Below are 16,826 nucleotides of genomic sequence, written 5' to 3' on the forward strand. Positions count from 1 at the left end.
TCAGGCGTCCTTGAGGCGGATGCCTGTAGGTTTTTTATGTTCTGGTGGGTCAGGGCGGCGCGCGGCGGGGTGTCGTCGCGCGCGCGCCGGAAACGGTGCTTGGGTGCGGCGGTGTCAGTACTTCATGACGACGAGGCGCGTCTGCGTGAATTCAAGCATCCCGTGCTTGCCGTCGTCGCCGCCGAGGCCCGAGCGCTTCCAGCCGGCGTGGAAGCCCTGGTACGGATCGGCCGGCGTGCGGTTCACGTACAGCTCGCCGGCCTCGATCGCGTTCGCGACGGTCATCGCGGTGCGGTAGCGCTCGGTATAGAGCACCGACGACAGGCCGAACTGGTGGTCGTTCGCCTGCGCGATCGCTTCGTCGATCGTCGTGTAGCGCAGCACGGGCATGATCGGGCCGAAGGTTTCCTCCTGCACGATCTCCATGTCCTGCCGCACGCCGGTGAGCAGCGTGGGCGGGTAGAAGAAGCCGGGGCCGTCGGGAATCGCGCCACCGGTTTCGAGCGTCGCACCCGCCGCGATCGCACGTTCGACCATCCCGTGGATGTGCGCGCGCGCCGATGCGCTGACGAGCGGGCCCATCCGCGTGGCGTCCTGCGCACGGTCGCCGATGCGCACGGCGGCCATCTTCTCCTTCAGCAGCGCGACGAAACGGTCGTGCACGCTGTCGTGCACGTACACGCGCTCGATCGCCGTGCAGAGCTGGCCGCAATGGGTCGTCTTCGACGCGACGAGCGTGGCGGCCGCGCGTTCGAGGTCGGCGTCGGGCTCGATGATCGCGGGCGTCTTGCCGCCGAGTTCGAGCGACGGCTTCGCGATGTTCGCCTTGCAATAATCGAGCACCTTGCGGCCCGCGTTCACGCTGCCGGTCAGCGTGATCATCCCGACTGCCGGGTGCGTGCACAGCGCTTCGGCCGTCGCGTGATCCATCGTCAGGATGTTGACGACGCCCGGCGGGAAGCCCGCTTCGTCGGCCGCCTTCGCGATCTCGAACGCGGACACCGGCGTGTGGTTGCTCGGCCGCACGACCACGGTATTGCCGGCGATCAGCGCGGGCGCGACCTTGCGCAGCAGCGTGTAGACGGGATAGTTGAACGGGATCAGGCATGCGACGACGCCGATCGGCTCGCGCTGCAGGAACAGGTTCTCGTCGGGCGTGTCGCTCGGGATGATCTCGCCCTCGATCCGGCGCGCCCACTCGGCGTGATAGCGCGTGATCTGGCCCGCGTAGACGGCTTCGTTCGACGCGTCCTCGATGCTCTTGCCGGATTCCTGCGCGAGCGCCGCGCCGATCTCCGGAGCACGCGTGGTCAGCGCGTCGGCTAAGCGGTGCAGGTACACGGCGCGCTCGGCGCTCGGCAGCTTGCGCCACGCCTTCTGCGCGGCGGCCGCGGCGTCGACGGCGGCGAGCGCGTCGGCCGGCGTCGCGGCCGGCACGTGCGCGAACGGCGCTTCGGTGGCGGGATTGTGGACCACGATGAACGCGTCGCTTTCCGGGGCGACGAAACGGCCGTTCACGTAGTTGCGTTCGGTGCGCATGAAGTGACTCCTCCGATGAATGCGGGCGGATCGCTTCGGGTGGCGACACGCGCGGTACGGGACAGAGGCCATTCTCTTCATGCGTTTAGCGCACGACAAACGACTTATTTTCGCGTCGAGCATGAGAAAAACGCACGTTACTCGTTCGATCGGCCGGAATCGCGCGTCCGGCAAGGCTGCCGTGGCGGGGGCCGGGAGCGGGACGGGCGGCGGCGGGGCCGCATTTTTCGACTGATCCGGATGCGCGCGCGAGCGGGAGCCGGTAAGGTGTCGGCCGCGGTTGACGCTTCGGCGCGGCGCGGGGCGGTCGGCTACGCTTGGGGCGCGGATCGTGTGCTAGGCCAGCGGCACTTGCGGCAGCGGCGACGACGGTTCGAGATGGCGCTTCGCGAGCCACACTTCCTGCTGCAGCCAGTCGCGGAACTGGACGATGTGCGGCAGGTTCGTCTGCTCGGGCCGCGTGACGAACCAGTACGACTGGTGGCCGTCGACGTGTACGTTGAGCACCTGCATCAGCTGCCCGGTCGCCAGTTCGCGCGCGACCATGTGGCGATCGGCGATCGTGATCCCGAGGCCGTCGATCGCCGCGCGGATCGCGTGGTCGAGCAGGTCGAATTCGTAGCCGCCGCGCGTGTCGACGTCGGCGATGCCGGCGGCCTTCAGCCAGTGCTGCCAGGTCAGGTAGCGCTGGTCGTCGGTGGCGAGCACGTGCAGCAGCGTGAAGCGGTTCAGGTCGATCGGCGCGCCGTCCTGTCGCAGCCGCGCATACAGCGCGGGCGCGCAGACGGCGATATGCTGCTCCTGCATCAGCAGTGCGTTGTCGAAACCGTCCCATTCGCCGTCGCCGAAGCGGATCGCGCAGTCGAGCACGCGCGATTCGCCGAGACTGTCGTGGATGCGGGTCGTGAGGCTCAGCTCGAATTCGGGATGCGCGTCGCGCAGCCGGCCGAGCCGCGGCATCAGCCAGCGCGCGGCGAAGGTGGGCGGCACGTTCGCGCGCAGGCGGTTCAGGTGGGTTTTTTCCTGCAGGCTGCGAACGGTCAGCTCGATCTTGTCGAACGATTGCTGCAGCGCGCGCAGCAGCACGCGGCCGGCCGCCGTCAGTTCGAGCTGGTGATGGCGGCGCTCGAGCAGGGTTTCGCCGAGCTGGCCCTCGAGCTGGCGAACCTGGCGGCTCACCGCGCTCTGCGTCACGTTGAGCAACTCGGCCGCACGTGTGAAGCTGCCGGTGCGGCCGGCCATCTCGAAGGCTTTCAGCGCGTTCAGCGCCGGCATCTTGCGTCTCACGGGGCGGTGTCGTGTCTGGTGCGGGATGCTTATTGTAGGCGGGCGGCGCGGGCGCGGGGACGATGAATGGATGCGACGGAGGGCGCGGGCCTCAGGGGCTTTTACGGCGCGGCGGTTGGCGCGCCTCGTTGCGACCGGGCTGCCCGCAGGATGGTCGGCGGCGCCGGCTCGCAACAGCACGAACGATACGAACGAAAGGGACACACATCATGCGACGCCTGCCATCGTTGATCGCGCTGCGATTTTTCGAGGAGACCGCGCGTCACCTGAGCTTCAACCGTGCGGCGGTTTCGCTGTGCGTGACGCAGGGGGCGGTGAGCCGGCAGATCCGGCTGCTCGAGGAGGCGCTCGGCGCGCGGCTGTTCGAGCGCGATCACAAGGGCGTGCGCCTGACCGATGCCGGCCAGCGGTTGCTGCCGTTCATCGGGCAGGCGTTCGATACGATCGAACGCGGCGTCGACGAAGTCGCCGCCACGCGGCCGGGTGCGAAGCGGCGCCTGACGGTGTCGCTGCCGCCGACGTTCGCGACGCAGTGGTTTTCGCCGCGGCTCGGCACGCTCGCGCAGGCGCTGCCCGACGTCGAGCTGTCGATCCGCACCGAGCCGGCCGACGACTGCCATTGCCACATCCGCTTCGGGCGCGCGGCGCGCGCGGGGATGCAGTCGGAGCTGCTGCTGATGGAGCGGCATGCGCTCGTCGGCGCGCCGCGTTATCGCGGCGATGCGCTCGACGTGCTGCTCGGCCGGCTGCCGTCGCTGCATGTGCTGCACGAAGGCAAGCGCCTGACGCTATGGGCCGACTGGTGCGAGCAGGCCGGCGTGCCGGTGGCGCGGATCGCCGACGGCATCGAGTTTTCCACGCTCGAACAGGCGATCCGCGCGGCGCGCAAGGGCGCGGGGCTCGCGGTGGTCGACCTGAACATGATCGAGGAGGAGATCGCCGAGGGCAGCCTCGTGCGGCTGTCGCCAGTGCAGCCGATCGGACCGTTCGGCTATTGGCTCGATGTCGAGCCGGAGAGTATCGCGGTCGAGCACGTGGTTGCGTTTGCCGCGTGGTTGCGGGGGCAGGCGGGGCGGCGGGGGTAGGGCGTGGTCGGGGCGACATGATCGTGTGCCGATACCCGTTGTCACGAGGTCGTGCGGATCGCCCCGGTCGCTGTCGTCGATTCTGTCAGAGAGTGTCACCAGCCGAGGAATACAAATCGGGGTCCAGGCCGAAGTGCATGAACGTTTCGCGGCCCCCGATGGCTCTGGCCTCGGCTTCCGAAATGATGGGTAACTTGCACTTCGACGGATCGATGCGTCCCACGTTGAAGACGGTTCTCGGCAGCGGCGCGGCGGGCGTGCTGATCGGCGGTGCGGCCAGTTCGGCGGAGGACGCACGCGCGAGATTGCGACGGAGTTCGTATGCGAGGAATTCTTCAAGGAGTCGTCGCATTTCCGCGCGCCGGACGACACGATTCCCGTTCGTCGTGCGCCTGCGTGCCGCTGACGGCCGCGCAATCCGGAATCGGGTTATCGGGCTATGCTTTTCTGGCATCGTAAATCCCCTTCTCGATCAAGTAATCGCGTAGCGCCAGCACGGATGCGCCATGCGATGCAACGTCGAATGTCATCCACCGATGTGATCCGGCGGCTCGCCAGAAGTCTCGTCCGATTCGAGTCGTATAAAGCATGCGTAGTGATCGAAGCGAGCCATCGGCCAGCCCGACCGGGTATCCCCGAAAGAACTGGAACAGCGCGGCTTCGTCTGCGTGCGCGCCAGGAATGGAAGCGTCGAAGCCGAACCTCGGCCACGCGTAGTATCCGTAGAGCCGCTGGCCGCCCGACTCCGGCGGCGCTTTGCGGCCGCCGATCGCGAAGGCGGTGATCCGGGCGATGCCCAACGTATCACATGCTTGAACGATTCTCCAGAGCATAGCCGCGCCGAGCCCGGCGGCTGCGCTGTCGACCAGATCGATTGAGCGAAGTTCGAGTACCTGCGAGTCGCCGGTTTGGAAGACGGATATCCGGTTTTCCGATTGGATCAACGTCGGGTGTGTGACGGAGAACGTCAGTCTGCCCGCACTGTCGAGATAGGCCTGTACGTCCGATCCGGACGGCGCGCCGCATAACGAAGCGAGCAACCCGTCAGGAACTTCGTCATCCATACCAAGCAATGCGGAGATGTCCAGATCGTTACGCTCGATCGCCAAGTGACCGTCGAAAAATGCCTTCTCGTACGGCAACGTATGACTGAGATCGACGGGTTGGGTAGACATGGCGGCCGGAAGAATGGAAAACCCCAGCATATCGCCGCGAATCCGCCGCGCCGAGTCCGCCGAACGGCCAACCGCGAGACGGAACGCCCGCCGTCCCGCCGGCCTTACGACCAGTCGAACGTCAGCAGCGCCGCGCGGCCGACCGGCTCGTATGGCCTGTTGCCCGGTGTAATGCGCGTCCAGTTCCTTGCGAAAGCCTGCGCCGTACGTGTCGGGCGGGTTCTCCGGATAGAAGTAGCGCGGGTCGCCGAGCAACGTATAGCGGTTGTTTTCGTCGAGCCGGAACCCGATCCAGTTCGCGCGCAGATAGTCGTTGTGGTGCGCGGCCGTGTCCTGTCCGACGACCCCGTCATAAGGTTCGACCGGGCTGAGCGGGTAGATTCAGCCTTCCCAATACGGATCGATCGCCGACAGGTCGATCGACACGAGCGGATGCAAATGGCGCGCGAGTGCGGCCTGGTGCGCGGCGAGGACGTCGGTGTCCGACGCATAGACCTTCAGGCCGGGTTGTGGCGTGACGATGTCTTCGATCATGATCGGTGTCCGCATGGTGAGCGTTCGGCAAGGCTTCACGAGTGAAGGCGGAAACCGGATGAATGCCGGCGCCGCAGCAGCCTGTCGGAATCAGGTTCCGTTCATCCGGCCGATCGGATGTGAAAGCATTCGCGCTGCCCCTCTGGAGATCGTCTTCTTGATAATAGTTGATAACCGGGATACGCTTCATGGATCGAATTCAATCCGTTCGGGAGGTCGACATGATCAGTGCGGAACTGGGCCAGCAACTGGAGGCTTATGTCGCGAAGCTGGTCGAATCGGGGCGTTACGGGTCCAAGAGCGAAGTGCTGCGCGAAGGCGTGCGCCTGATCCAGGATCGCGAGGCGCAACTGAACGCGCTGGACGCGGTGATCGCGCGCAGCCTGGCCGATGCGCAAGCAGGGCGCGGCGCCGAGGCGGCGGAAGTCTTCGATCGTCTCGAGGCGAAGTATCGGGCGCAGGCGGATCGGCAGGCCTGATCGTGCGCCTGCCCGATTTTGCGATTGCCGAACTCGAAGCGGTCGCCGATTACATTGCACGCGACAACCCGCAACGCGCCGTGACGTTCGTGCGGGAGATTCGCGACAAGTGCATGAGTCTGGCCGCGATGCCGCTGGCGTTTCCGCTGGTGCCGCGCTTCGAGCGTTACGGCGTGCGGCACCGCGTGTACGGCAACTACCAGATCTTCTATCGAGTCGTCGGCGATCCGCCGACGCGGATCGACATCCTTCACGTCCTGCACGGCGCGAGGGACTACGCGTCGATTCTGTTCTGAGCGAACGCGAGCATCTCATCGCGCCCGGAATGAGCGAGCCCGCCCACGACCGGGTGCGACAGAATCGCGCTCGGTGTCGCCGGCGCGCATCGGCGGCGAGTCGAGGCAAAAGCCTCGCGCGCGATGAAGCCGGCGGCCACGCAGCCCGCCACCCTCGTCAATGCCCCGACGCTTCCTCCAGCGTCAGATGCTTCGTCTCCGGCGCCCACGCGATGGACACGATCATCCCCACCAGCAACACGCCCGCGAGCGCGAACATCGTCGCGTGAAAGCCGAGCGTCGCGATGCCGGCCGGCAGCAGGAACGTGCCGATCGCCGAACCGAGCCGGCTGCACGCGATCGCGAGGCCCACGCCGCTCGCGCGCACTTCGGTCGGGAAGCACTCGGGCGGGAACACGCCGACGAGGTTGCTGAACGCCGACATCGTCAGCGTGAAGATCGCGAACGCGACGATCATCGCGACGGCCGCCGCCGACGGCAGCACCGCGAGCGCGACGAGCGACGCGCACGTCACCGCGAACGAGCCGATCAGGAAGCCGCGTCGCGACAGCCGGATCGTCAGCCAGATGCCGATCAGCGCGCCCAGCACGAGAAACGCGTTCAGCAGCAGGTCCGCACCGAAGCCTTCGGCGAGGCCGATCGTCTTCAGGATCGTCGGCAGGAACGTGTAGATCGCGAAATACGGAATCACGAGGCACACGAAGAACGCGCAGTTGAAAAGCGTGCGGCGGATCAGGTCACGCCGGAACAGTCGCGCGAAGCCGGCATTCGCCTGCGGTTCGGCCGAACCGTCGAGCATCACGTGCGGCCCGAAATGTTTCGCGACGATGGCGCGCGCTTCCTGCACGCGGCCCTTGCCGAGCAGCCAGCGCGGCGATTCGGGCGTGCCGATCCGCAGCACCAGCACGATCAGCGCAGGCAATGCAGCCGACGCGAGCAGCCAGCGCCATGCGTCGGGCGCGGCGTCGCCGTACGCGAGGCCGAGCACGTTCGCGGCGACATAGCCGAGCGTCCAGATCACGCTGAACGAGCCGAGCAGCGCACCGCGATGCTTGCGCGGCGAGAATTCGGCGAGGATCGCGTGGCCGACGGTGAAGTCGCCGCCCATCCCGAAGCCGATCAGCACGCGCAGCACGCACAGTTCGAGCGGCGACGTGACGAAGAACTGCGCGAACGCGGCCGCCGTGATGATCACGAAGCTCGTCAGGAAGATCTTCTGCCGGCCCATCCGGTCGGACAGCCAGCCGAACACGAGGCTGCCGAAGAAGATGCCGATCAGCGCCGAGCTGCCGATCATCCCCATCCAGAACGCGTCGATCGGCATCTGCCTGCCGAGCGCGGCGAGCGCATAACCGATCGTGCCGAGCGTGTAGCCTTCGGTGAAATGCGCGCCGAACGTGAGGCCGGCGATCTTCACGTGGAAACGGTTGAGCGGCACGTCGTCGAGCGCGACGGGGCGGTGCGGCGCCTCGGCGCCACGCGACAGCGGCAACGCGCGCGCGGTGCCGGATTGAACGTTGGCTGGGGTCAAGCTGCCTCCTGGATTGTCATGCGCGATGCAGCGGCCTGCGCGGGCAGGAATGCCCGCGAGCGCCCTGCAAGGCGCCGCGCGCCCGGGCGGCGCGCGGCGCGGGTCGACCGCGGGGAGCGGTCAGCGGCCGAGGCCGGCCATCAGCGTGTACTTGAGTTCCACGTATTCGTCGAGGCCGTACTTCGAGCCTTCGCGGCCGAGCCCCGATTGCTTGACGCCGCCGAACGGCGCGACTTCGGTCGAGATGATCCCGTCGTTGACGCCGACCATCCCGCTCTCGAGCGCACCCGACACGCGCCACGCGCGGCCGAGGTCGCGCGTGTAGAAGTACGCGGACAGCCCGAACGGCGTGTCGTTGGCCGCGGCGACGGCCTCTTCCTCGGTCGTGAAGCGGAAGCAGCCGGCGACGGGACCGAAGGTTTCCTCTTCGGCGATCAGCATGTCGGCCGTCATGCCGGTCAGCACGGTCGGCTCGTAGAACGTGCCGCCGAGCGCGTGGCGCTTGCCGCCGGTGAGCGCGTGCGCGCCCTTCGCGGTTGCATCGGCCACGTGCCGCTCGACCTTGCCGAGCGCCGCCTCGTTGATCAGCGGCCCCTGGTCGACCTCACCGGCGAGCGCGTTGCCGACGCGTAGCGTGCGCACGGCGTCCGCCAGCTTGCGCGTGAACGCGTCGTACACGCCGTCCTGCACGAGAAAGCGGTTCACGCATACGCAGGTCTGGCCCGTGTTGCGGAACTTCGACGCGATCGCGCCCGTGACCGCCGCATCGAGATCGGCATCGTCGAACACGATGAACGGCGCGTTGCCGCCGAGTTCGAGCGACAGCTTCTTCAGCGTGTCGGCCGACTGCTTCGCGAGCAGCTTGCCGACCCGCGTCGAGCCCGTGAACGACAGCTTGCGCACGACGGACGAGCTCGTCAGCGTCTCGCCGATCGCGACCGCGTCGCCCGACACGACGTTGAACACGCCGGCCGGCACGCCCGCGCGCTCGGCCAGCACTGCGAGCGCGAACGCCGACAGCGGCGTTTCCTCGGACGGCTTCAGCACCATCGTGCAGCCGGCCGCGAGCGCGGGGCCGGCCTTGCGCGTGATCATCGCGAGCGGGAAGTTCCACGGCGTGATCGCCGCGACGACGCCGACCGGCTCGCGCGTGACCACGATCTGCGAATCCGGCTTCGGGCTCGGGATCACGTCGCCGTACATGCGCTTCGCTTCTTCCGCGAACCATTCGAGAAAGCTCGCCGCGTACGCGACTTCGCCGCGCGCTTCCGCGAGCGGCTTGCCTTGCTCGCGCGTCAGCAGCTCGGCGAGCGCATCGCGATGCTCGAGCATCAGCTTGCCCCAGCGCTTCACGCGTGCGCCGCGCTCCTTCGCGGTCAGCGCGCGCCACGCAGGAAACGCGTGCGCGGCCGCGTCGATGGCGCGCTGCGTGTCGTCGGCGCCGCCTTTCGCGACTTTCGCGATCGTCTCGCCGGTCGCGGGGTTCAGCACCGGATAGGTCGCATCGCTCGCGCCATGCGATTCGTGCCATTCGCCGCCGATGTAATGGCCGGTCCTCAGAAATTCGTTCATGGTGTGTCGTTCCTTCAGTGCATCGGAGCCGCAGCCCTTCAGTCCGTTGCGAAGCTGCCCTGCGCCGGACGCGACGCGCGCGCGATGCGCTTGCCGGCCGTGTAGTCGTTGATCAGGTCGCACGGCGTGTAGTTGCGTTCCAGTTCGTGCAGTTCTTCCTCGGTGAGCTGCGTTTCGAGCGCGCCGAGCGCGCTGTCGAACTGCGCGACGGAATCCGCGCCGACCAGCATGCTCGCGACGCCGGGGCGGCTCAGCACCCACGCCTGCGCGATCTGAGCGGGCGCTACGCCGCGGCGCTTCGCGACCTTCGCGACCGATTCCGCGATCGCGAGCGACGCAGCGTCGCCATACATCTGCGCGGTGAAGAAGTCGGTCTGGTTGCGCGTGGATTGCGGCTCGCAGGTCAGCAGGCCGCGCGCGAGCGGGCTGAACACCGACACGCCGACGCCCTGGTCGATGCAGTACGGCACCATCTCGCGCTCTTCCTCGCGATACGCGAGGTTCAGCTGCAGCTGCATGTTGATCGGCTTGTCCCAGCCGTTTCGTTCGCAGGCCTGCATGATTTTCGCGAACTGCCACGTGTACATCGTCGACACGCCGATATAGCGCGCCTTGCCCGCGCGCACGATGTCGTGCAGCGCGCTCATGGTTTCCTCGACGGGCGTGTTCACGTCGAAGAAGTGCAGCATGAAGATGTCGACGTAATCCATCCCGAGCCGCTTCAGCGACCCGTCGATGCCGTCGAGCACGTGCTTGCGCGAATGGCCGCCCGCGTTCGGATAACTGCCCATGTCGTAGCCGACCTTGGTCGTCACGACGAGCTCCTCGCGGCGCGCGTTGCGCTTCAGGATGCGACCGACCACTTCCTCGCCGACGCCCGTCGAATAGAAGTCCGCGAGATCGATGAAGTTGACGCCGGCGTCGAGCGCGCGGCGCACGATCGGCTCGCTCTGCGCTTCGTCGAAGATCCAGGGCTTCCATTCGGGGGTGCCCATGTTCATCGTGCCGAGACACAGGCGGGACACCTTCAGGCCGGACTGGCCGAGGCGGACGTATTCCATGTTTCCTCCAGGTGCGGCCTTGTGTCGGCCGCTTGTCGTCGTCAGTTTTTCTTCGGGGTGTAGAACGGGTTCGACACGTCGCGCGCGGCGGCGAACACCGCATCGCGATGCGGCAGCCCTTCCATCGCGGCGACGATCGCGTTGCGGCACGCGCGATAGTTGTTCTCGAACACGGCATCGAGATCGTCGGTCTGCGGGTTCACCCAGTTCGCCGACACGACGACCCAGTCGTTTTCCGCCTCGGGCGGCAGCGTGCCGTTCTCGAGCGCTTCGGCCACGGCCTTCGCGATGCCGGCCTGCGACGCGCCCCACGTGGCGTTGCCGTGGAAATCGTTGGCGATCTGCGCCTTGTTGACGTACAGCGTGAGCGGCTTGGTCGGCACGCCCGGCTGCGCGATCACGACGAACGGCGCATGGCCGGCCGACGGCGTCGCGAGGGCCGTGGCGAACGCCTGGCCCGCCGGGCCGTTGCGCGGGCCGACCAGCACGTTGATGTGCGCGAGGTTGACGCCGGGGCCTTCGAAGCCTTCGCCGATGTAAAGCTGCCTGGGTTGAGATGCGGTCATTGCGGTGTCTCGTCGATTAGGTTGGGAGTGAGGCGATTGTGGTGGGCCGCGGCGCGGCCGGTGAATCGATGTTTTCTGATCGGGCTATGAGTTTTCGTCGTCTCCGGGAATGCCCTGGGCCCGGCGCGCGGAGGCCCGCCGGGCGGGCCTCGGCCGGCGTCGTGACGGCGGGCGGGGCGTGGTCGGCGGGTGGGCATTCGCGAACCGGCTCCGGGTTTGTCATACCCGGGCAGGGGTTGGAGGGCCGGGCGCTTCCGGACAACAATCGGCGTGCTCCGAGCCCTATCTTTCGTCTTCCCTTCTTTTTTCGAAAGCGAGTAATTCCGATGGCTGCCATTCAAAGGCCCGATTGGTCGAAGCTCAGTTCGCTCGATCCCGAGCTGATCCGCGCATTCGTCGCCGTCGTCGAGAGCGGCGGCTTCACCGCTGCGGCCCGGCAACTGCATCGCACGCAATCGACGATCAGCCTGCGCATCCGCACGCTCGAGGAGCGGCTCGACACGCACCTGTTCATGCGCAACAGCCGGCGGCTCGAACTGTCGCGCGACGGCGAGAATTTCCTGATCCATGCGCGCCGCATCATCCAGGTGCAGAACGACGCGATCCTTGCGCTGAAGCAGGCGAGCAGCGACCGCGGCGTCGTGCGCTTCGGGCTGCCCGAGGACTATGCGGAGCTGTGGCTGCCCGACCTGCTGAAGTCGTTCTATGCGATGCGGCCGGGCGCGCGCTTCCACGTGCATTGCCGCACCTCGCTCGAACTGCTCGAACGGCTGCAGGCCGGCGAGCTCGACGTCGCGCTCGTCGTGCGGCACGGGCCGAACGCGGGCGGGCGGCTGCTCGGCCGGCACGAGGTCGTGTGGGCCGCGCACCGCGATTTCGCGCTCGGCCCGCAGGCGTCGGTGCCGCTCGCGCTGTTTCCGGAGACGTGCTGCTACCGGCAGCGCGGGCTGCAGGCACTCGCGACGGCCGAGCGGCCGTATCACGTCGTTTATACGAGCCAGAGCCCGACCGGCATCAAGATCGCGGTGAACCACGGCGCGGCCGTGACGATGATCGACCGCTGCACGCTGCCCGAGAACTGGCGCGTGCTCGACGAGACGGACGGGCTGCCGCCGCTGCCGGCGGCCGATCTCGAACTGCATCGCTCGCCGGGCATCTGCGATCCGCTGACCGACGATCTGGTTTCGCTGATCGAATCGATGGTCGACGAGCGGCGGCGCGCGTCGCTCGAAGCGTTCGCTTAGCGGGGCGGCGCAAACGCGGGTGAGATTGACGCGAACCGCGGCGCGCGGCCGCAACGCGCGCATGACGATCGCGCGGCCCGCCGCAGCTCGGTGTCGTGTTATGTCCCCCGTGCCGTTTTTTGCACGGGCGGCCCGGTTTTTTGCACGACGTTTATCCGGTCTCTTCTAAGCTGGGGACGTGTCGAACAGCCGGGACGGCCTCCGTCCGCTCCATGACCTTCATTCATCCCGTTCCCGCCTGCGATGTCGCCGGCCGCCCGTTGCGCGCCGGCGCACCCAGCAATGTCATTCCGTTCCCGGCGCCGCGCCCGCGCCTGCAGTTGCCCGTCACCTTGACGGCCGATTCCGGCGAACGCGCGCACGCCCGGCTCGCGGCGCTGCTGCATTCCCCGCTCGGCGTGTATGTCGTCAGCGCGCGTGCCGTGCGCGACGTGGTCCACGTGCACTTCGACATCGCGCCGGAAGACCTGGATTTCACCCTGCACATGCTGATCGCGCAGCAGGCCGATGCGGTGATCGGGCCGGTCGCGCGCCGGTTGCATGTCGGGCCGAGCCCACGGTGAAGCCGGGAACGGTTGTTGCTCGTGGGTTGTCGTTCGTTCCTTGATGGCTTGTCCGATCCGCCGCCCGATCGCCGGTCGCCGTGTCGCCCGCCCGCAGGCGGCGAACCGGCGCGCGATGCTGCGTGCGCGGCGCCGATCACGAATACGGAGGAGTCATGGATCTATTGGAAGCCGTACCTGTCGCGCGGCCGACGAGCAGCCGGTTACGGACGGCGTCGCTGCCGTCCGGCCAGCAACTCGCGCGTCAGCTCGTGACGACGGTGCGCGTGGCCGAAATGCTGCTGCATCAGGCGATCGTCGTGCCCGACCGGCACCAGTGGTCGGTGGACACCGAGCGGGTCGACGCGGCCGGCGGGCCGCTCGAGGCCTGGGAGAGCTTCGTGACCTGGCGGATCGGCAAGGTGTTCGCAGCGTCGGTGAGCCCCGCCGCGCGCGTCAACGATCGCGACCAGGTCGCGGTCGAGATCCGGCTCTGCCTGCCCGAGCAGGACTACGTGGCCGGGCGGCGCGTGAGCACTTTCGGCCGCCGCCATGGCAACCGCTTCGGCGCGACGCTGTCGGTCGTGCCGGGCGCGCAGTGGGGCTGGCAACGCGCGGAGCACGTCGCGCCGGAACACGCGCAGGTATGCGGCGATACGCTGGAAGCGCTCGTCGATCGGGTGGCCGCGAACGTCAATGCGGCGCTGGGCGCGGCCGGGTTCGGCGCGACACGCTGATCACGCGTCGCCGGTCTGCCCGGTTTGCCGCTGCAGGTCTTCCATCAGCTGTTCCGCGAGAAAGTCGCACGGCGGGCGCTTCGATTTCGTGCTGCGCGCGAGGATCAGTTCGAGCGGCGGCAAATCGGGCAGCCCGTGCGAGCGGCCGAGCATCGACAGTTGCGCGGGAATCGCGCAGCGCGCGAGCGGCGCGACCGCGAGGCCGGCCTCGACCATGCTGAGCAGACCGAGCAGGCTCGGGCTTTCATACGAAGTGCGGAACGGCAGCTTCGCGCGTTCGAGGCTGCGGATCGCGTTCTCGCGCGCGACGCTGCCCGGCATGAACACCGCGATCGGCAGCGGCCGTTCTTCCCATACGCGCGGCCCGTTCGTCATCGCGGCCCACGCCATCGGCTCGTGGCGGATGAAGTCGCCGGACAGCCCCTTGATGCGCGTGCCGCACACGAGATCGACCGTGCCGTCCTTCAGGAGCGGCGCGAGCGCGCTGCTCGGCAGCCCGATCACCTGGATCTCGACCTTCGGATAGGTCGCCGAAAATTTCTTCAGCACCGACGGCAGCAGCGACGACGCATAGTCGTCCGGCACGCCGATGACCACCTTACCCGTCACTTCCGGCCGCACCACGGCCGCCCACGCCTCGTCGCGCAGCGCCAGCATTCGTCTGGCGAATCCCAGCAGCACCTCGCCTTCGCGCGTCAGCACGATGCTGCGCGGCTTGCGCACGAACAGCGGCCGGCCGATCGCGTCTTCCAGGCTCTTGATCTGCATGCTCACGGCCGATTGCGAGCGGTTCACCGCTTCGGCGGCGCGGGTCATGTTGCCGGTTTCCGCGACGGCGACGACGGTGGCCAGCACGTCGTGATCGAGCATCTTCATCGGTATCAGGAAAACTGAACGTAACGATCAGCATTATGCGTTTTTATTGTCGCTGTGTGTCTGCCATAGTGGCATCGAGCCGGCCGCATCGTTCGATGCGGTGCGGCGATCACGCCGGCGTGCCCGGCACGCAGCGCCGAACAGGGAAGAGTGGTGTACCGATGATGGATCATCCATTGCGTGCCGCACTGGCCGCGGAATTGCATGCGCGGCCGTTCCTGCGGCTCGCCGAAGCCGTGTCGCTCACGCACTACGCGATCTACGCGGACGGCCAGCCCGACATCCACGAAACGCTGCTGCACGCGCTGTGCCGCGACACCGGCATTGCCGCGCCGCAGGACGGCGCGACCCACTACGCGGTGCAATCGCCGGGCGGCTGGTACCTGAAGTGGGAGCGCCACACCGAATTCTCGACCTTCACGTTCGTCGCGCCGCGCCGCGACACCGGTTATTTCGACGATCTCGCGATCGAAGGGATTCCGGCCGCCTGGTTCGCACGGCTCGCGGGCATCCGCTTCGTCGCGGTGCGCATGGAGTTGCTGTCGGGCGATGCCGCGCGGCTCGTGTGCGGCGACCTGCGCCGCTGGATCGACGGGCCCGCGCTCGTCGGCAGCAACGTGCTCGGCGGCGGCAAGGTGTACTGCGACTGGCATGTGCGCGACGACGGCTTCATGCGCTTTCTCGTCGTCGACGAGGATTTCCGCGAGGAGCAGGGCGGCCGCCTGCTGCAACGCCTCCATGAAATCGAGACGTACCGGATGATGGCGCTGCTCGCGTTGCCGGTCGCACGGCGGATGAGCCGCGAGCTCGACGAGATCCACGCTGCGCTGCATGCGCTGATGCAGCGGATGGACGCGGGCGGCGCCGACGGCGACGACGCGGCCTTGCTCGTGAAGCTCACGCATCTCGCGGTGCGGGTCGAAGCGCTGTCGGGGTCCGGCGGCCGCTTCAGCGCGTCGCGTGCTTACGAAAAGCTCGTGCTGGCGCGCATCCACGAGCTGCGCGAGGAGCGCATCGAAGGGATGCCGACGATCGCGGAGTTCATGGAGCGGCGCTTCGCGCCGGCGATGGAAACCTGCCGCAGCGTGTGGGCGCGTCACGAGCAGATCGCCGCGCGGATCGCCCGCGCGGTCGACCTGCTGCGCACGCGTGTGAATCTCGCGCAGGAAAAGGACGTCACGCGCCTGCTGGCGGGCATGGAGCGCACCGCGCGCAACCAGCTGCATCTGCAGCATGCGGTCGAAGGGCTGTCGGTGGCGGCCATTTCGTACTACGTGCTGTCGCTCGCGACCGCGGCGTTCAAGGCGCTGCACGTGATGAACCTGCCGGTCGATCCCGAACTCGCGGAAGGCCTGTTGATCGCGCCGGTCGTGTTCGCGGTGATTCACATCACGCGGCGCACGCGCGCGCAGCTCGCGCGGTCGGAGGCCGCGCATGGCGGCGCAACCGTGCAAGCGGCGGCGTTGAAACAGGCAAATTGAATCAGAACATCGACGACATATCGAAAGGAGTGGAGATGACTTTTACGCAATCGCAAGCGGGTTTTTTCACTGGCTACGACGCATTCGACGAACCCGTTCGGGATGACGCCGGCGCGCCGGAAGAGGTGCGCGTGACGTCGTATCAGGCCGTGCTGCAGGAGCCGATGACGTCGCTCGTCGGCAGCACGATCGATCGGCCGGATGTCGCGGCGGTGGCGATTCTCGGGTACAACTGACGCCTGGTCGTTCCGCGCCGCGTCGATTCACGACGTCCGCCGTGGGCGCTGCAGGCCCGGCGGCCCCTTCACGTACACCTTCACGCCATGAACGCGCATCCCGCCGTTTCGCTTCAACTGACCGACATCGAGCAGCCGGCCGCACGCGACCTCATCAGCCGCAAGCTCGGCGAGTTCAACCACGCGATGACGGGCCGATCCGACACGGCGGCGCTCGACGTCTACGTGACCGATCCCGCGACCGGCGAGGTCGTGGGCGGCCTCACCGGCCGGACGTCGCTGGGCCTCTTCTTCATCGACCTCTTTTACCTGCCGGAATCGCTGCGTGGCGGCGGTTTCGGCAGCCGGCTGCTGCGCGAGGCCGAAGCGGAAGCGAAGCGGCGCGGGTGTGCCCGCGCGGTGCTGTACACGATTACGTTCCAGGCGCCGGACTTCTACCGGAAGCACGGTTACGAGGCGTTCGGCGAGGTGCCGTGCGAGCCGGAAGGGACGGCGCGCGTGTTCATGGTCAAGACGCTTTGAGCGAGGTAGCCTGACGTCACCGCGCCGGCGTCGCTACCGAAGACCGGCGGGATCGCAGCATGT

The 16,826-nt window shown here is 67.6% G+C and carries 19 protein-coding genes; 9 read left to right on the forward strand and 10 right to left on the reverse strand.

The window, feature by feature from the left end; translation table 11 throughout:
* Positions 1 to 114: 114 nt before the first annotated feature.
* Both aldA and DIE17_RS20305 read right to left on the reverse strand, forming a co-directional pair.
* A complete protein-coding gene (gene aldA, locus DIE17_RS20300; RefSeq protein ID WP_124487038.1) occupies positions 115 to 1,539 on the reverse strand; it encodes an aldehyde dehydrogenase in 1,425 nt (474 codons plus the stop codon).
* Between the two features lie 336 nt (positions 1,540 to 1,875).
* Positions 1,876 to 2,814, reverse strand: a complete 939-nt coding sequence (locus tag DIE17_RS20305; protein ID WP_011356424.1) for a LysR substrate-binding domain-containing protein — start codon at positions 2,812 to 2,814, stop codon at positions 1,876 to 1,878.
* Positions 2,815 to 3,035: 221 nt separating this feature from the next.
* Here DIE17_RS20305 and DIE17_RS20310 point away from each other — a divergent pair, with 221 nt between their 5' ends.
* Positions 3,036 to 3,911, forward strand: a complete 876-nt coding sequence (locus tag DIE17_RS20310; protein WP_124487037.1) for a LysR family transcriptional regulator — start codon at positions 3,036 to 3,038, stop codon at positions 3,909 to 3,911.
* Positions 3,912 to 3,996: 85 nt separating this feature from the next.
* Here the strand turns inward: DIE17_RS20310 and DIE17_RS20315 are convergent, their stop codons facing one another.
* From DIE17_RS20315 to DIE17_RS37500, 3 genes are all read right to left on the reverse strand, one after another.
* The gene (locus tag DIE17_RS20315; protein WP_124487036.1) at positions 3,997 to 4,263 is read right to left on the reverse strand and encodes a hypothetical protein; all 267 of its coding nucleotides are present in this window, start codon (positions 4,261 to 4,263) and stop codon (positions 3,997 to 3,999) included.
* An 85-nt stretch (positions 4,264 to 4,348) separates the two neighbouring features.
* Positions 4,349 to 5,341 (reverse strand): hypothetical protein, encoded by a 993-nt coding sequence (locus DIE17_RS20320; protein WP_260427292.1) that lies wholly within the window; start codon positions 5,339 to 5,341, stop codon positions 4,349 to 4,351.
* Between the two features lie 126 nt (positions 5,342 to 5,467).
* Positions 5,468 to 5,620, reverse strand: a complete 153-nt coding sequence (locus DIE17_RS37500) for a hypothetical protein (protein ID WP_185500415.1) — start codon at positions 5,618 to 5,620, stop codon at positions 5,468 to 5,470.
* 221 nt (positions 5,621 to 5,841) lie between these two features.
* Between DIE17_RS37500 and DIE17_RS20325 the strand changes: the two genes are divergently transcribed.
* Together DIE17_RS20325 and DIE17_RS20330 are read left to right on the forward strand one after the other, a co-directional pair.
* Positions 5,842 to 6,099 (forward strand): type II toxin-antitoxin system ParD family antitoxin, encoded by a 258-nt coding sequence (locus tag DIE17_RS20325; protein ID WP_124521000.1) that lies wholly within the window; start codon positions 5,842 to 5,844, stop codon positions 6,097 to 6,099.
* Positions 6,096 to 6,395, forward strand: coding sequence for a type II toxin-antitoxin system RelE/ParE family toxin (locus DIE17_RS20330; protein WP_185641022.1), 300 nt, complete (start codon positions 6,096 to 6,098; stop codon positions 6,393 to 6,395). The genes DIE17_RS20325 and DIE17_RS20330 overlap by 4 nt, the downstream gene beginning before the upstream one ends.
* Before the next feature lie 157 nt (positions 6,396 to 6,552).
* Here DIE17_RS20330 and DIE17_RS20335 read toward each other — a convergent pair whose 3' ends face one another.
* The 4 genes from DIE17_RS20335 to fae all read right to left on the reverse strand — a co-directional run bounded on the left by DIE17_RS20335 (position 6,553) and on the right by fae (position 11,125).
* On the reverse strand, positions 6,553 to 7,887 hold the full coding sequence (locus DIE17_RS20335) for an MFS transporter (protein WP_260427293.1): 1,335 nt from the start codon (positions 7,885 to 7,887) through the stop codon (positions 6,553 to 6,555).
* Positions 7,888 to 8,046: 159 nt separating this feature from the next.
* A complete protein-coding gene (locus tag DIE17_RS20340; RefSeq protein WP_124523431.1) occupies positions 8,047 to 9,498 on the reverse strand; it encodes an NAD-dependent succinate-semialdehyde dehydrogenase in 1,452 nt (483 codons plus the stop codon).
* A 38-nt stretch (positions 9,499 to 9,536) separates the two neighbouring features.
* Entirely contained in the window at positions 9,537 to 10,559 is a 1,023-nt protein-coding gene (locus tag DIE17_RS20345; protein ID WP_124523429.1) for an aldo/keto reductase, read from the reverse strand.
* Positions 10,560 to 10,600: 41 nt separating this feature from the next.
* Complete coding sequence (gene fae / locus DIE17_RS20350) at positions 10,601 to 11,125, reverse strand: formaldehyde-activating enzyme (RefSeq protein WP_124520836.1); 525 nt, start codon at positions 11,123 to 11,125, stop codon at positions 10,601 to 10,603.
* A 326-nt stretch (positions 11,126 to 11,451) separates the two neighbouring features.
* Between fae and DIE17_RS20355 the strand changes: the two genes are divergently transcribed.
* The 3 genes from DIE17_RS20355 to DIE17_RS20365 all read left to right on the forward strand — a co-directional run bounded on the left by DIE17_RS20355 (position 11,452) and on the right by DIE17_RS20365 (position 13,648).
* The gene (locus DIE17_RS20355) at positions 11,452 to 12,369 is read left to right on the forward strand and encodes a LysR family transcriptional regulator (RefSeq protein ID WP_044848054.1); all 918 of its coding nucleotides are present in this window, start codon (positions 11,452 to 11,454) and stop codon (positions 12,367 to 12,369) included.
* 212 nt (positions 12,370 to 12,581) lie between these two features.
* Positions 12,582 to 12,932 carry a hypothetical protein gene (locus tag DIE17_RS20360; RefSeq protein WP_124487143.1) on the forward strand — a complete coding sequence of 117 codons (351 nt, stop codon included), beginning with the start codon at positions 12,582 to 12,584 and terminating at the stop codon, positions 12,930 to 12,932.
* A gap of 155 nt (positions 12,933 to 13,087) precedes the next feature.
* The gene (locus DIE17_RS20365; protein WP_124487032.1) at positions 13,088 to 13,648 is read left to right on the forward strand and encodes a hypothetical protein; all 561 of its coding nucleotides are present in this window, start codon (positions 13,088 to 13,090) and stop codon (positions 13,646 to 13,648) included.
* Here the strand turns inward: DIE17_RS20365 and DIE17_RS20370 are convergent, their stop codons facing one another.
* Complete coding sequence (locus DIE17_RS20370) at positions 13,649 to 14,524, reverse strand: LysR family transcriptional regulator (RefSeq protein WP_044848057.1); 876 nt, start codon at positions 14,522 to 14,524, stop codon at positions 13,649 to 13,651.
* Between the two features lie 161 nt (positions 14,525 to 14,685).
* Here DIE17_RS20370 and DIE17_RS20375 point away from each other — a divergent pair, with 161 nt between their 5' ends.
* From DIE17_RS20375 to DIE17_RS20385, 3 genes are all read left to right on the forward strand, one after another.
* Positions 14,686 to 16,005: a DUF3422 family protein gene (locus DIE17_RS20375; protein WP_124523427.1), complete on the forward strand. Its 1,320-nt coding sequence runs from the start codon at positions 14,686 to 14,688 to the stop codon at positions 16,003 to 16,005.
* 35 nt (positions 16,006 to 16,040) lie between these two features.
* A complete protein-coding gene (locus tag DIE17_RS20380; RefSeq protein ID WP_124487030.1) occupies positions 16,041 to 16,241 on the forward strand; it encodes a hypothetical protein in 201 nt (66 codons plus the stop codon).
* An 87-nt stretch (positions 16,242 to 16,328) separates the two neighbouring features.
* Complete coding sequence (locus DIE17_RS20385) at positions 16,329 to 16,763, forward strand: GNAT family N-acetyltransferase (protein WP_044848060.1); 435 nt, start codon at positions 16,329 to 16,331, stop codon at positions 16,761 to 16,763.
* The last annotated feature ends 63 nt before the right edge of the window (positions 16,764 to 16,826 follow it).

The sequence above is a fragment of the Burkholderia sp. Bp9099 genome (genome assembly GCF_003857805.1).
Taxonomy (GTDB): domain Bacteria; phylum Pseudomonadota; class Gammaproteobacteria; order Burkholderiales; family Burkholderiaceae; genus Burkholderia.

What these genes read in the sequence shown, in the direction of transcription:
- aldA (WP_124487038.1), bottom strand. Translation starts at nt 1,539, where the DNA reads ATGCGCACCGAACGCAACTACGTGAACGGCCGTTTCGTCGCCCCGGAA.
- DIE17_RS20305 (WP_011356424.1), bottom strand. Translation starts at nt 2,814, where the DNA reads ATGCCGGCGCTGAACGCGCTGAAAGCCTTCGAGATGGCCGGCCGCACC.
- DIE17_RS20310 (WP_124487037.1), top strand. Translation starts at nt 3,036, where the DNA reads ATGCGACGCCTGCCATCGTTGATCGCGCTGCGATTTTTCGAGGAGACC.
- DIE17_RS20315 (WP_124487036.1), bottom strand. Translation starts at nt 4,263, where the DNA reads ATGCGACGACTCCTTGAAGAATTCCTCGCATACGAACTCCGTCGCAAT.
- DIE17_RS37500 (WP_185500415.1), bottom strand. Translation starts at nt 5,620, where the DNA reads ATGATCGAAGACATCGTCACGCCACAACCCGGCCTGAAGGTCTATGCG.
- DIE17_RS20325 (WP_124521000.1), top strand. Translation starts at nt 5,842, where the DNA reads ATGATCAGTGCGGAACTGGGCCAGCAACTGGAGGCTTATGTCGCGAAG.
- DIE17_RS20340 (WP_124523431.1), bottom strand. Translation starts at nt 9,498, where the DNA reads ATGAACGAATTTCTGAGGACCGGCCATTACATCGGCGGCGAATGGCAC.
- DIE17_RS20345 (WP_124523429.1), bottom strand. Translation starts at nt 10,559, where the DNA reads ATGGAATACGTCCGCCTCGGCCAGTCCGGCCTGAAGGTGTCCCGCCTG.
- fae (WP_124520836.1), bottom strand. Translation starts at nt 11,125, where the DNA reads ATGACCGCATCTCAACCCAGGCAGCTTTACATCGGCGAAGGCTTCGAA.
- DIE17_RS20355 (WP_044848054.1), top strand. Translation starts at nt 11,452, where the DNA reads ATGGCTGCCATTCAAAGGCCCGATTGGTCGAAGCTCAGTTCGCTCGAT.
- DIE17_RS20360 (WP_124487143.1), top strand. Translation starts at nt 12,582, where the DNA reads ATGACCTTCATTCATCCCGTTCCCGCCTGCGATGTCGCCGGCCGCCCG.
- DIE17_RS20365 (WP_124487032.1), top strand. Translation starts at nt 13,088, where the DNA reads ATGGATCTATTGGAAGCCGTACCTGTCGCGCGGCCGACGAGCAGCCGG.
- DIE17_RS20370 (WP_044848057.1), bottom strand. Translation starts at nt 14,524, where the DNA reads ATGAAGATGCTCGATCACGACGTGCTGGCCACCGTCGTCGCCGTCGCG.
- DIE17_RS20375 (WP_124523427.1), top strand. Translation starts at nt 14,686, where the DNA reads ATGATGGATCATCCATTGCGTGCCGCACTGGCCGCGGAATTGCATGCG.
- DIE17_RS20380 (WP_124487030.1), top strand. Translation starts at nt 16,041, where the DNA reads ATGACTTTTACGCAATCGCAAGCGGGTTTTTTCACTGGCTACGACGCA.
- DIE17_RS20385 (WP_044848060.1), top strand. Translation starts at nt 16,329, where the DNA reads ATGAACGCGCATCCCGCCGTTTCGCTTCAACTGACCGACATCGAGCAG.